16 protein-coding genes are annotated in these 12,931 nt (G+C 61.5%); 8 read left to right on the top strand and 8 right to left on the bottom strand.

Annotated features, from left to right (window positions below; all coding sequences use genetic code 11):
* The first annotated feature begins 121 nt into the window (after positions 1-121).
* Positions 122-1,036 (top strand): LysR family transcriptional regulator, encoded by a 915-nt coding sequence (locus KVH01_RS03780; RefSeq protein ID WP_217880497.1) that lies wholly within the window; start codon positions 122-124, stop codon positions 1,034-1,036.
* 123 nt (positions 1,037-1,159) lie between these two features.
* Here the strand turns inward: KVH01_RS03780 and KVH01_RS03775 are convergent, their stop codons facing one another.
* The 3 genes from KVH01_RS03775 to KVH01_RS03765 are packed head-to-tail and all read right to left on the bottom strand — an operon-like array spanning position 1,160 to position 3,048.
* A complete protein-coding gene (locus KVH01_RS03775; protein WP_043046500.1) occupies positions 1,160-1,702 on the bottom strand; it encodes a DUF2937 family protein in 543 nt (180 codons plus the stop codon).
* Positions 1,703-1,713: 11 nt separating this feature from the next.
* Positions 1,714-2,490, bottom strand: a complete 777-nt coding sequence (locus KVH01_RS03770; RefSeq protein ID WP_043046498.1) for a class II glutamine amidotransferase — start codon at positions 2,488-2,490, stop codon at positions 1,714-1,716.
* A gap of 30 nt (positions 2,491-2,520) precedes the next feature.
* On the bottom strand, positions 2,521-3,048 hold the full coding sequence (locus KVH01_RS03765) for a hypothetical protein (protein WP_043046496.1): 528 nt from the start codon (positions 3,046-3,048) through the stop codon (positions 2,521-2,523).
* Positions 3,049-3,072: 24 nt separating this feature from the next.
* Here KVH01_RS03765 and KVH01_RS03760 point away from each other — a divergent pair, with 24 nt between their 5' ends.
* Together KVH01_RS03760 and KVH01_RS03755 are read left to right on the top strand one after the other, a co-directional pair.
* Positions 3,073-5,115, top strand: a complete 2,043-nt coding sequence (locus tag KVH01_RS03760) for a S9 family peptidase (protein WP_217880496.1) — start codon at positions 3,073-3,075, stop codon at positions 5,113-5,115.
* Between the two features lie 68 nt (positions 5,116-5,183).
* On the top strand, positions 5,184-5,657 hold the full coding sequence (locus KVH01_RS03755) for a Crp/Fnr family transcriptional regulator (protein WP_217880495.1): 474 nt from the start codon (positions 5,184-5,186) through the stop codon (positions 5,655-5,657).
* Here the strand turns inward: KVH01_RS03755 and KVH01_RS03750 are convergent.
* A complete protein-coding gene (locus tag KVH01_RS03750; RefSeq protein WP_043046491.1) occupies positions 5,654-5,932 on the bottom strand; it encodes a hypothetical protein in 279 nt (92 codons plus the stop codon). The genes KVH01_RS03755 and KVH01_RS03750 overlap by 4 nt on opposite strands.
* Positions 5,933-6,010: 78 nt before the next feature.
* Between KVH01_RS03750 and KVH01_RS03745 the strand changes: the two genes are divergently transcribed.
* A complete protein-coding gene (locus KVH01_RS03745; RefSeq protein ID WP_057022068.1) occupies positions 6,011-6,697 on the top strand; it encodes a spermidine synthase in 687 nt (228 codons plus the stop codon).
* Between the two features lie 117 nt (positions 6,698-6,814).
* Here KVH01_RS03745 and KVH01_RS03740 read toward each other — a convergent pair whose 3' ends face one another.
* Positions 6,815-7,735, bottom strand: a complete 921-nt coding sequence (locus KVH01_RS03740) for a ParB/Srx family N-terminal domain-containing protein (protein WP_217880494.1) — start codon at positions 7,733-7,735, stop codon at positions 6,815-6,817.
* Between the two features lie 106 nt (positions 7,736-7,841).
* On the opposite strand from KVH01_RS03740, the gene KVH01_RS03735 reads away from it, so the two are divergent.
* The 3 genes from KVH01_RS03735 to KVH01_RS03725 all read left to right on the top strand — a co-directional run bounded on the left by KVH01_RS03735 (position 7,842) and on the right by KVH01_RS03725 (position 9,264).
* Positions 7,842-8,216, top strand: a complete 375-nt coding sequence (locus KVH01_RS03735; protein WP_005786102.1) for a YajD family HNH nuclease — start codon at positions 7,842-7,844, stop codon at positions 8,214-8,216.
* Between the two features lie 162 nt (positions 8,217-8,378).
* Complete coding sequence (locus tag KVH01_RS03730) at positions 8,379-8,846, top strand: RNA methyltransferase (RefSeq protein WP_003189607.1); 468 nt, start codon at positions 8,379-8,381, stop codon at positions 8,844-8,846.
* Positions 8,847-8,913: 67 nt separating this feature from the next.
* Entirely contained in the window at positions 8,914-9,264 is a 351-nt protein-coding gene (locus KVH01_RS03725) for a YgaP family membrane protein (RefSeq protein WP_124399845.1), read from the top strand.
* Between the two features lie 141 nt (positions 9,265-9,405).
* Here KVH01_RS03725 and KVH01_RS03720 read toward each other — a convergent pair whose 3' ends face one another.
* Together KVH01_RS03720 and KVH01_RS03715 are read right to left on the bottom strand one after the other, a co-directional pair.
* Positions 9,406-10,626: a hypothetical protein gene (locus tag KVH01_RS03720; protein WP_217880493.1), complete on the bottom strand. Its 1,221-nt coding sequence runs from the start codon at positions 10,624-10,626 to the stop codon at positions 9,406-9,408.
* Positions 10,627-10,640: 14 nt separating this feature from the next.
* Complete coding sequence (locus KVH01_RS03715; RefSeq protein ID WP_217880492.1) at positions 10,641-11,090, bottom strand: YcgN family cysteine cluster protein; 450 nt, start codon at positions 11,088-11,090, stop codon at positions 10,641-10,643.
* 153 nt (positions 11,091-11,243) lie between these two features.
* On the opposite strand from KVH01_RS03715, the gene KVH01_RS03710 reads away from it, so the two are divergent.
* Positions 11,244-11,828 (top strand): nitroreductase family protein, encoded by a 585-nt coding sequence (locus tag KVH01_RS03710; RefSeq protein WP_043046480.1) that lies wholly within the window; start codon positions 11,244-11,246, stop codon positions 11,826-11,828.
* Between the two features lie 162 nt (positions 11,829-11,990).
* Here KVH01_RS03710 and KVH01_RS03705 read toward each other — a convergent pair whose 3' ends face one another.
* The gene (locus KVH01_RS03705) at positions 11,991-12,923 is read right to left on the bottom strand and encodes a D-2-hydroxyacid dehydrogenase (protein WP_043046479.1); all 933 of its coding nucleotides are present in this window, start codon (positions 12,921-12,923) and stop codon (positions 11,991-11,993) included.
* Positions 12,924-12,931 lie beyond the last annotated feature (8 nt).

Genomic DNA, 12,931 nt, shown 5'->3' with positions numbered 1-12,931 from the left:
ACTGGCAACTTGTCCTGGCACCCCTACGACGCTTATCGTGGAACAGCTCGATTTTTGGCGCTTGCCCGGTGCGACGTCCAACTAATAAAAACCGATCCATGCATAAGAAAAAGTTGATCCCATGAATTTGAAGTTCCTCGAAACCTTCGTCTGGGTGGCCAAGCTCAAGAGCTTTCGCCTGACTGCCGAGAAGCTGTTCACCACCCAGGCCTCGATCTCCAGCCGCATCGCTGTGCTGGAAAGCGAGTTGGGCGTGAAGCTGTTCCTGCGCGACTCCCGTGGCGTTAGCCTGACCCCGGAAGGCTTGAAGGTGCTCGATTACGCCGAACAGATGATGGTGACCATGCAGGGCTTGAAGCAGTCCCTGGAAACCAGCAGCAGCAAGGTCGGACGCATCCGCATCGGCGCGATGGACACGGTGATCCACACTTGGCTGAGCCCGCTGGTCGCGGAGTTGATGGATCATTTCCCCCTGGTGGAAATCGAGTTGGTCGCCGATACCGCGCTTAACCTCAGCGATCAGCTGCAAAAAGGCTTCCTGGACCTGATCCTGCAAACCGACCTGCTGCGCCTGGAAACCGTACGCAGCCTGGAACTGGCCAGCCACCCCATGGCCTGGATCGTCGCCAGCCAATCGATCTACCACCGCGACTACGCCTCGCTGGCCGAACTGGCCCAGGAGCGCATCATCACCTACTCGAAAAACTCCCACCCGCACCAGGACGTGATCAGCCTGATGCAGGCCAACGGCGTGGCCGCGCCACGGATGAACTGTGTGAACTCGGTGTCGGCGATTACCCGGTTGCTGCGCGATGGCTTCGGCATTGGCGCATTGCCGCCGGTACTGGTCAGCGAAGAACTGGCGCGGGGCGAATTGGTGATGCTGCCGATGGCCCAGCGCCTGCCGAACTTGCAGGTGGTGGTGTCATGGCGCGTGGGGGTAGAGTTGGTGGAGGAGATTGTGGGATTGTGCCAGAAGGTGGTGGCCCGCTATGCCAAGGAGGTCGGCGAAGAACGGATGGTGCTGAGCCACTGACTAAACCGGATCCAAATGTGGGAGGGGGCTTGCTCCCGATAGCAGAGTGTCAGTCGATGAAGATGTTGACTGACCTGCCGCCATCGGGAGCAAGCCCTCTCCCACATTTGGCCGAGTTGAGCGTTAGAGGCCCTTGAGGTCCCGCTCTTCGATGGGCCGGCTCTGGCGCAAGCGCCTGCCGCCCAACACCACCCAATCAATCAGGCGGTACAGGCATTCGATGCCGAACGACAACAGCATCGCCCCGCCCAGGCCCCAACCCATGGCTTCAGGGGTGAGCAAGATCTGGTAGCTGTAGCCATTCCAGGTCTCCTGGCGGATATCCGGGTCGGCAGCCACCGCCACTTGCAGCACGCGGATGTACCACGGGCCCTGCATGGCCTGGAATTGCTTGTCCAACTCGAGCTGGCGATCGAGCATCGCGCCAAGGCTGCTGGCATCGCTCTGGAACACCGGGTCGTCACTGGCGCGGTAATGCGCCACCAGCGCTTGCATATCACCATTGAAGAACTGCTGCGCGGTGGACTCGAAGCCGCGCAAGCCGGTCTGCGCCTCGATCAAATGGGCTTCTACTCGCTTGGCGTAGTCGTTGATAAACCCCGGCACCTGTACGCCGACCAACAAGCCAATGGCAAACAGCACCAACCGCAGATAGCTAAGCAACATGGTCGATATCCTTACTCGGTAACGCCCTGGCTGACGCATTCACCGCGTCGCCATAGGCTCCATTGGCCCGGTTCGTAGCGGGTCCAGTTTTCGTTGTCGGTCAGGGGCTCGGTGGCGATCACCGTTACCACGTCATTGGGGGTGGTTTCGGCCTGAAAATCGACGATCACGTCGACATCTTTCAAGCGCGCCGGGCCAAAGGGGGCGCGCCGGGTAATCTGCGCCAGTTTGGTCGAGCAGTAGCAGAACAGCCAGTCGCCATCGCTGAGCAGGCAGTTAAACACGCCCTTGCTGCGGTATTCGGTGCAGGCGGTGATCAGGTCCGGCAACACTTGCTCGATGTCTACCGGCTCGGGGAAGGCTTCGCGCACGCGGTTGAGCAGATCGCAAAAGGCCGCTTCGCTGTCGGTATCGCCCACTGGGCGGTAGAAGGTGGCGCGGGGGTTGAAATCCGCCAGCTGGCCGTTGTGGGCGAAACACCAGTTACGGCCCCACAGCTCACGTACGAACGGATGAGTATTGGCCAGGCTCACCTTGCCCACATTGGCCTGGCGGATATGACCGATTACCACTTCACTCTTGATGGGGTAACGCTGCACCAGCAACGCGACTTCCGACTCGCTGCTGGCGGCCGGGTCCTGGAACAGCCGCAGGCCACGGCCCTCATAGAAGGCAATGCCCCAACCGTCGCGGTGCGGGCCGGTACGCCCACCGCGCTGCATCAGCCCGGTAAAGCTGAACACGATATCGGTGGGGACGTTGGCACTCATGCCCAATAATTCACACATGCCAGGGCTCTCGCTGCAGGGCGGACAACGTTAAAGGCGCGGCTCGACCCGCATGCCGCCGACAGGTGCAGGGCGGCGGAACGGTTCATCGTCTTCCGGCTCGGCAGCCAGGGCAGCATCCGTGGCGGCCTTGCGCTCACGCCGGGCGTTGGCCGCACGCTCGATGGGCCAGCGGATCAGCACAAACACGATGTACAGGGCAAACACGATCATGGTGTACATGAACAGATCGGAAATCGCCCGCCAGGCGTTATTGCCGACCTTGAGCACCAGGTCCAGGGCGGTAATCGCCACGGCCGGCGCGAACTGGGTCTTGACCGGGTCGACGATGGTCGGGCTCAGCAACAGCACCGCCATCAGCAATTGCAGTGGCTCGCGCAGCCAGCGCCACATCCAGCGGGTCATGCGCCACCACACCAACAGGCAGCCCAAAGCGGCGAAGGCGTAAAGGCCCCAAGCGGTCAGATAGTCGTTCTCGGTCATGGTGTCCATGGCAAGGTTGGCAAACAGGCGGCTATGATAACGGCTTTTGCGTGTCGCGGCTGCAATGCCTGCCACCTTCCGCCAGACAGAGAGTGATCCATGACGTCATCGACCGCCCCGATTGCCCGCAAGGCCCCAGACCCAGACCCGTATGCATGGCTGCAAGCGCGGGACACCCCTGAAGTGCTCGACTACCTCAAGGCCGAAAATGCCTGGCAGGAGGCCCAGTTGGCCGACCAGCAGGCGCTGCGCGAGACGCTGTTCGAAGAGATCAAAGGCCGTATCCTTGAAACCGACCTGTCCCTGCCCTCCCCTTGGGGCCCGTTCCTGTACTACACCCGCACCACCGCCGGTGACGAATATGCACGCCATTACCGCTGCCGCCGCCCGGCTGACGACAGCAACCAGGTGGATGACAGCAGCGAAGAGCTGCTGCTGGACCCGAACGTATTGGCCAATGGTGGCTTTTTCTCCCTCGGCGCGTTCAGCATCAGCCCCGACCACCAGCGCCTGGCCTACAGCCTCGACACCAGCGGCGAAGAGATCTACACCCTGTTCGTGAAGGAATTGGCCACAGGCAAAGTCAGCGAACTGGCGTTCGAGAACTGCGACGGCAGCATGACCTGGGCCAATGACAGCCTGACCCTGTTCTTCGGCGAGCTGGACGACACCCATCGCCCGCACAAGCTGTATCGCTATCGCCTGGATGGCACCGCGGCGCAGGAAGTGTTCCACGAGCCCGACGGCCGTTTCTTTCTGCACTGTTACCGCTCCAGCTCCGAGCGCCAGCTGCTGCTGGCCCTGGGCAGCAAGACCACCAGCGAGATCTGGGCGCTGGACGCCGAGCATCCGCACCTGCCTTTCACCTGCCTGGCGCCACGGGTCGATGACCATGAATACGATGTCGACCACGGCAAGCGCAATGGCGAGTGGACCTGGTTTATTCGCAGCAACCGCGATGGGATCAACTACGCGCTGTTCATCGCCGCCGATAACGGCACACCGCCTACCGAGGCCGACTGGCAGAACCTGATCCCCCACAGCGATGAAGTCATGCTCGACGGTGTGAGCCTGAACGCCAGCGCCATGACCTTGAGCTTGCGTATCGGTGGACTGCCGGTCATCGAGGTGCACCCTGAAGACGTACCGGCCTATCGGGTGGAGTTGCCCGACGCGGCCTACAGCCTCTACGTACAAAACAGCCTGGAGTTTCCCAGCGACAAGATCCGCCTGCGCTATGAGGCCTTGAACCGTCCGGCCCAGGTACGTCAGCTCGAACTGGCGAGCGGCGCCCAAGTGGTGCTCAAGGAAACCCCGGTACTCGGGGTGTTCAACGCCGACGATTACGTCAGCCAACGGTTGTGGGCCACCTCCGCTGACGGCACCCAGGTGCCCATCAGCCTGGTGGTCAAGCGTGACCGGCTCGGCCAGCCGGCGCCGCTGTACCTGTATGGCTATGGTGCCTACGGCCAAAGCCTTGATCCGTGGTTCTCCCATGCGCGCCTGAGCTTGCTGGATCGCGGGGTGGCGTTTGCCATCGCCCATGTGCGTGGCGGCGGTGAGTTGGGCGAAGCCTGGTATCGCAACGGCAAGCAGGAGCACAAGCAGAACACCTTCAGCGACTTTATCGCCTGCGCCGAACACTTGATTGCCGAGGGCCTGACCACCTCCAGGCAACTGGCGATCAGCGGCGGCAGTGCCGGTGGCCTGTTGATCGGCGCCGTACTCAACCAGCGTCCGGAACTGTTCCAGGCAGCGATTGCCGAAGTGCCGTTCGTCGATGTGCTCAACACCATGCTCGACCCGGAACTGCCGCTGACCATCACCGAGTACGATGAATGGGGCAACCCCGAGGATCCCGAGGTGTATGCGCGCATCAAGGCTTACGCGCCGTACGAAAACGTCAGCGCCCAGGCCTATCCGGCCACGCTGGTGATCGCCGGCTACAACGACAGCCGCGTGCAGTACTGGGAAGCGGCCAAGTGGGTGGCCAAGCTGCGCGACACCGCCACCTCCGACAACCTGCTGCTGCTCAAGACCGAGCTGGGCGCCGGCCATGGCGGTATGAGCGGTCGCTACCAGGGATTACGTGACGTAGCGCTCGAATATGCGTTTGTGTTCAAGGCGCTCGGGCTGATTTAGGAACTTACCGGGGCGGCCCTGTCTGAACAGGGGACCGCCCTACCTATTGACGGACCAATACTGCTGCCATGCCAGAAGCCACCTTACTCAATGACGAAATCCGCGACATGCTGATGGACTGCGGGCTGTTTGACCCGCTGCTGCCGGAAGATTTTCATATCGCCGCGGGCTACTTCAATATCAGCAGCATTGCCCAGGGCGAGGTGATTTTCCTCGAGGGCGATGCGGGCACCTTCATGTGCATCCTCCACACTGGCCAGGTGGCCGTGCAGAAAACCAATCACACCGGCCAGCGCCTGACCATCGCCACCCTGCGCAGTGGCCGGGCGTTTGGTGAAATGGCGGTGCTTGACGGCGAGCGGCGCTCGGCCAGTTGCGTTGCAGCCAGTGATTGCGTGCTGCTGAACCTGGGCAAGGATGCCCTGGAAAAAATGCTCAATGAGACGCCCAGGGTGGCGGCCAAGATCATCCGCGCCATTGCCGTGGCTCTGTCCAAGCGCCTGCGCATGGCCGACGGGCAACTGTTATCTCAACAGTTTTAACCGCCGGGGGGCTTGGGCTTGCTGTCGTTCTGCTGCAGGCCGGGGACGGTCTGGTCCTTGGGCGGCGCGGGCAATACGATGGGCACCAGGGGCGGCGAGCCATCGGTCTTGGGCACGACGGGTGGCGTGACTTGCGGGTACAAGGTCGGCGTTGGCGTGCCCGGCGCGCCTGGGGTTGGAGCGGGCGCGACCGGAACGGTTTGCAACTCCTGAGCCTGCGCCACAGCAGATATGAGCGCGCTCAATACAATGACCGTTAGAATGCTGCACTTCATCGATGGCTCCATGGCCTGACCGGAATATCGTAAGGCTACTCCCAACTGCGCAAGAATGCCCTTCCCAATGAGATTTCCATGAAACGTTTCGTTCTGCTGGACACCACTCCGATCCCCGACAATGGCGGTGCCTTGTGCCTGTTCGAATACGGCGAGGACTTTGTCATCAAGATCCAGGGCGGTGACGGCGGCCAACTGATGAACACGCGCATGCACGGCTCCGAAGACGCCCTGGCCGAGATTCCCTGCCGCAAGGTCGCCGGTCGCCCGGGCTCACGGGTGCTGATCGGCGGCTTGGGCATGGGTTTTACCTTGGCCGCCGCCCTCAAGCATTTGGGCAAGAGTGCCGAAGTGGTGGTGGCGGAGTTGGTGCCCGGCGTTGTGGAGTGGAACCGTGGGCCGCTGGGGGAAAAGTCCGGGCGCCCGCTGCTGGACCCGCGCACGGTGATCCGCTTAGAAGACGTGGCCAAGGTGCTGCAGGCCGAGCCCCAGGGCTTCGACGCAATCATGCTCGACGTCGACAACGGCCCCGAGGGTCTGACGCAAAAGGCCAATAGCTGGTTGTATTCCGCCGGTGGCCTGGCCGCGTGCGCCAAGGCCCTGCGGCCCAAGGGCGTGCTCGCCGTGTGGTCGGCCAGTGCCGATAAGCTGTTCAGCGACAAACTGCGCAAGGCCGGCTTCAAGGCTGAGGAAGTCCAGGTGTTTGCCCATGGCAACAAGGGCACGCGGCATACCATCTGGATTGCAGAAAAGCTGAAGGGCTGAATCATCATCGATCAAATGTGGGAGGGGGCTTGCTCCCGATAGCGGTGTCTCAGCTAGCCTATCCTTAGCAGACACACTGCTATCGGGAGCAAGCCCCCTCCCACATTTGGTACTGCTTCAGTCTCTGGATTTGCGGTAATCGATTACATACGGCAGTTTTTTATCGAAAGTCTTTTCCATCTCACTGTGATCCAACTGGGTCATACCGCCCAATTGTTGGGCGGTGAAACCGCTAACGCCAACCTGCGCCCCCGGCGCCAGGCCGACCATGCGCTTGGCCACGGCCTCAATGGCATCCTTATAGCCGCCCTTCTTGTTCAGGTTGAACGCCCCCAGATCAATTTGCGTGCGCAGCCAGTTGCCCCAGTAGAACTCGAGGAACTCCGGCGCAATTGCACCCTCGGTCGGTTTGCCATACGCCGCCTTGCGGGTGAAATACACCAGGCTGCGGAAGGTGTCGTCCTGCAGGTTGTTGAAGCCCAAGTGCGCCGGCAATTGCGCAGGTGACAGCGTCTGGCCCCGGTTATCCTTGAGCCAGACCTTGCGCGCAGCCTCCATGCGTTGCCAGAAGGTGGCAAGGTTCGGGCTGCTGCTGAAATCGTCGGTGACCTTGACCCACATCTTCAAGCGCGGGCCGGCGCCGGGGGTCTCCCACAGGGTGGTGAAACTGTGATGACCATCGGTCAGGTACAGCTGGCCGCCGGGGCCGACCACCACGGTTTTCATCTCATCGGGATAGGTGCCCACCGCACGCTTGCAGGTGAAGCTGGCGGGCCGCAGCAGTTCGGCGTTCTTGGGCACCTGAACGGCCTCGCCCTGGCCATTGGTTTCGCAGTATTCATCGAAAGCCTTGGCGGGCTTGTCGGCGAACAGCCCCAGGCTGTAGTAGATCTGGTCGAAACCCACCACAGCCTGGGTCGGATGCAATTGTTCCAGGGCGACCTCGATCACCTGCCCCGGTTGTGGCGTCGAAAACGCTTGGGCTTGGGCAGTAAGGGCACAGAGCACAAGCCCGATAGTCCATGAATGCAGACGCATGAATTTCCATTCCTTCTCAGTCAGTGAAGCAATCCTAGCGGTCATTTACCGCACAAGCGGCTAGAATCCACCTTATCCGTGACCCACCAAATAGCCAGGAGCCATGATGAGCTCGACCAACCCGCCCTCACACACCGCCAAGCTGGACCGCATCCTCGCCGATGCCCAGCGCGACCGCGAAATGGGCTATCGCGACAAAGCCTTGAAGATGTACCCCCACGTCTGCGGCCGTTGCGCCCGTGAATTCGCCGGCAAACGCCTGAGCGAACTGACCGTACACCACCGTAACCACAACCATGATGACAATCCCCAGGACGGCTCCAACTGGGAGTTGCTATGCCTGTATTGCCATGACAACGAACACTCGCGCTACACCGACCAGCAGTACTTCGGCGAAGGCTCTACCAGCAGCCCGAGCATTGCCAAGGCGACGCATAATCCGTTTGCGGCGTTGGCGGGGTTGATGAAGAAAGACGACTGAAGATCGTCCTTGCCTGTACTGGCCTCATCGCAGGCAAGCCAGCTCCCACATTTGGAATGCATTTACCTGTGGGAGCCGGGCTTGCCCGCGATGGCGATCGCCCAAGCATTGCATCCCCCCAAGCCGTATAATCCCGGCTTTTCCTGCAAGGCACCCTTCCCCGTGGGCAATAAACGCTACAGCTGCATCGGTCTGTATAACCCCAAATCCCCCGAAAACGTCGGCTCGGTAATGCGTGCCGCCGGCTGTTACGGCGTGGCCTCGGTGTTCTACACCGGCGTGCGCTACGAGCGCGCCCGGGATTTCATCACCGACACCAAGAAGGTCCACCACGACATTCCGCTGATCGGCATCGACGACCTGAAAAAGATCCTGCCCCTGGGCTGCATCCCGGTCGCCGTGGAACTGGTGGAAGGCGCCCGCCCGCTGCCCGAATACACCCACCCCGACCGTGCCCTGTATATCTTCGGCCCCGAAGACGGCTCCCTGGACAAGGAAATCCGCGACTGGTGCGAAGATGTGGTGTACATCCCCACCACTGGCTGCATGAACCTGGCGGCCACAGTCAACGTGGTGCTCTACGACCGCCTGGCCAAGGGCAACAACACCCGCTCGGGCCCCAAGTACTGACTTTCCGGGAACATCCGGCACCTGCGCGCAGTCAGCTAGTTACACTTGCCCTTGTTGGAGACAGATCATGAGCGACAGCAAAATCTTACAACCTATCATCGAAGCCACGCCGTTGAAGGCTCAGCCTACCCAGAACGTGCATGGCTGGGAACGCATCGGCTCGGTGGCCGGCGGCGTGATGATGGTCGGCAAAGGCCTGCGCCGGGGTGGGATTTTCGGGTTGATCCAGGTAGCGATTGGCGGCGTGGCCCTGGCCCGCGGCTTTACCGGGCACAGTTCGCTCAAGGACAAGCTGGAGCAGGGCCGTCAGGAAATGAACAGCGTGCGCACCAAGATCGAGCGTGCTGGTGAAGAGTTGAAGAACTTGAAGACCAAGGCCGAAGTGGCGGCTGAAAAGGCTGTAAAACCCAAAGCCTGACCTGAGTATTGGACATGCTGGAGATTCAGATGTGGGAGGGGCTTGCCCCCGATAGCAGAGTGTCAGCAGCATACTTTTTGCTGACCCACCGCCATCGGGAGCAAGCCCCCTCCCACATTTTGAACTGCACATGGCTTCGGATCAGCGCAGTAGTTTGCTGTCCAGAACCACTGAAGACTCGCCGATCACACTTTCAGCCAGTTGCACAAACTCCTTGGTATCAATGCTGTTCACCCGCATCACTGCCTGCGCCAGATCATCCAGGGACCGCTTGTTGTGGGTCTTCACACGGATCTCGCGGTCCAGATCCTGCAATACCAGCACCGCCCGCGCCACGCCGGCACTGCCGATCTGCTCGCCCCTCAGGGTAGTGACCGCCTTGCTCTCTTTGACCAGCCGCGCCTGGATCGCCGCATAACGCTCATCGGTAATGCCTCCGGCACGCCTCATCAATTCAACCGCGTAATATTCCCCCAACCCTTCACTGATCCAGTCACTGCTGTCATGGTCGTTAAAGCGCCCGATAGCCTGCACCACTTCGCGCAGCAACGGGCTGCTGGCGTTTTCGCTGACCAACGGCGTACGGCTGTTGAGGTAGATCGAATCGCGCAACGAATAGGCGCCACGCCGCATCGGGTCACCGGCGCCGACGATCAACAATTTGCCAGGATGACGCGGGAACGCGGCTTCCACCTGGGGCCAGACGAACGTCAACAAGGTCAGCACGTCCATACGGCGCATGCCCTGCCCCTTGGGCGAGGCCACGGTGATTTCGGTTTCGCCCAGGCGCAGGCGGCGGCTGCCGAGATTACCGGCGAGCATCCAGCCGGTAGGTCGGTCGAACAGGCGGGACACGTTATCGATGCGGAATTTATGCTTGCCAATGCGCGGCCAGGCGGTTTCGACGCTCTTCCAGCCCGTGGGCAACTCGAACGCCAGGCGCGAGACCAACTCAATGCCATCTTGCTGATCGAGACGCGCAGCCGGCACCAGGTCTTCACCGCGCAGTAACGCCCAGCCCGGTGTGCCCCGTGTGTCATAGATGCCCGGCTTGCGCGTATGGCTCAGACGCACTTTGTAGGTCAGGCTGGCTTTGTCGGCGCTGGGTTGCCAAAGCCCACGGTTGCCCGTGACCTGCCATTGGCCGTCGGCCTTGAAGTCGCTGTAGTCACCCTCGCGGCCCAGGTCGAAGTCCAGGCTGCGCACTGCCGAGCCTTGGGACAGGCTGACGCGCACCTGCGCCTGATCGCTCTGGGGCAGCAGCTTGACGTGATAGTCCAGGTCGACTTTTTTCGCGCACCAGCCCGGCCCGCTCAGCGCCAGCAATACCAGGCCCGCGGCTAACTTGGCTACCACCTTCATACACACTCCTTGGTTCAGCCTGCGCGGAAGATCAGGTAGTCCTCCCAGTCGTCCTCGGGCACGCTGCCTTCGCTGAGCATGCGCCCGGACTGGGAAATGCGTTCGTGGTGCACCGCGTCACGGTCGCCGCAGACCAGATGGTGCCAGAGCGGCAGATCCTTGCGCTCGCTGACCAGGCGGTAGCCGCAGGTTGGTGGCAACCATTTGAATTGGTCGGCCTGACCCGCAGTGAGCTGGATACAGTCCGGCACCGATGCGCGGCGGTTGGGGTAATCGGTGCACTGACAGGTTTTCAGGTCGAGCAGTTTGCAGGCGATACGCGTGTAGTAAACGCTGTTGTCGTCTTCATCCTCAAGCTTTTGCAGGCAGCACAGGCCACAGCCATCGCACAACGACTCCCACTCCTCCTGGTCGAGCTGTTCAAGGGTTTTGCGTATCCAGAAAGGTTCGACTTTGGCGGCCATGGCTCTACATCAGTATCGGAAGCTGAAAAGGCCGCCAGTCTAGTGCCCAAGCCTGCTGGGGCCAAGCGCTTACGACTGACGGTGTAGCAACACTTGTCAGACTACTGAGCCCGCAGTAGTTTTGGGCACCGAATTGACGATCAGGAACAGCCCATGACACGCGTTGCCGATTACCCGATCCACACCCAATTCACAGAACGCTGGTCGCCCCGCGCCTTTACCGGCGAAAGCATCCCGAAAGAGACCCTGCTGAGTTTCTTCGAAGCCGCACGCTGGGCACCCTCGGCCTACAATTCGCAGCCGTGGCGGTTTCTCTATGCGCGTCGGGACACCCCGGACTGGGAGCGTTTCCTGGGCCTGCTGAATGAATTCAACCGCAACTGGGCGCAGCACGCGTCGGCCCTGGTGATCATCGCCTCGAAAACCGAGTTCATGGCTCCAGGCGCCACCGAAGAAACCCCGGCGCTATGGCACACCTTCGACACCGGCTCAGCCTGGGGCCACCTGGCGCTGCAAGCCAGTCTAAGCGGCTGGCATACCCATGGCATGGCCGGTTTCGATCAGGAGCTGACCCGCAAGGAGCTGAAAATTCCACAAGGCTACGCGCTGCATGCGGCCGTGGCTGTGGGCAAGCTGGGTGACAAGTCGAGCTTGCCGGAATATCTGCAGGGCCGTGAAGCGCCGAGCCCGCGCAAACCGTTGAGCGAGCTGGTGTGCGAAGGTGACTTCAGCCTGTAAGCCTTGGGCAATAATCGCCCTCTGTAGGAGCGAGCTTGCTCGCGAAAAGCTCATAGGCGCCGCGCTTACTTAGAAAGTACGCGTCATCGTTGACGTTCTTCGCGAGCAAGCTCGCTCCTACATAAAGCCATTGGGGCAAGCCTCCTCATGCATGGCCCAGGATCAGTAGCCCCGTTCGAAATCCACTTCCCCGCGCAACGCCTGCTTGGCCTGGTAGGCGCGCACGTTTTGCACAAACAACGCCACCATCATCGACGGCGAGGTGGGTGCCGAACTGTGCCCGGTCAACAGCAACCCCCACGCGGTCCAGAACGGGTGGCGCTGCGGCAGCGGCTCCTGGCGGCACACGTCGATCACTGCACCGGCCAGGTGCCCTTCTTTCAGGGCCTCGACCAGATCGGCATCCACCACCGCCACGCCGCGCCCGACGTTGATAAACAACGCGGTCGGCTTGAATTGCTTGAACAGCGCGGCGTCGTACAGGTCATGGGTGTCCGGTGTGTTGGGCAATAGGTTGATCACGTAATCCACCTCCCCTACCAAGCGGCCCAATTGGTCGAGTTCGGCCACTTCGAGAAACGGCGCCTGCTCCCGGGCTACGCGGGCGATGCCATACAGCGTGACGCCAAACGGCACGAGGAAATCGGCCACGCTCTGGCCAATATCGCCGGTGCCGACAATCAGCACTTTCCGCCCCGCCAGGCTCTGGCCCATGCGGTTGTCCCACTTGCGCTCGACCTGGCTGACCAGGCGCGCCAGCACTTCGCGCTCGTGGCCCAGCATGTAGGTGAGGACAAACTCAGCCATGACCTGGCCATAAATCCCCACCGCGCGGGTCAGGCGATAGTCGCGGGGCAGGCCATCGGCCAGCAGCGGCGTGATACCGGCCCAGGTCGATTGCAGCCACTGGGGGTGATGGCCCTGGCGCAACAGGGTCGCCAGCAGATCGGGCTGGCCCAGCCAGACCGGGCAATCGGCGGCCAGCCGCGAGAGTTCGGCCGAGTCGCCGCTGGTCAGCACTTCAAGGTCTGGGGCCGCTTGCTTGAGCAATTGGGCGTAGAGCGGGTGATCCTGTTCAGCAATCAGAACACGCATGGTTCAAA

This window comes from Pseudomonas khavaziana, assembly GCF_019145205.1.
Taxonomy (GTDB): domain Bacteria; phylum Pseudomonadota; class Gammaproteobacteria; order Pseudomonadales; family Pseudomonadaceae; genus Aquipseudomonas; species Aquipseudomonas khavaziana.
This window is presented reverse-complemented; position numbering and strand designations above follow the sequence as displayed.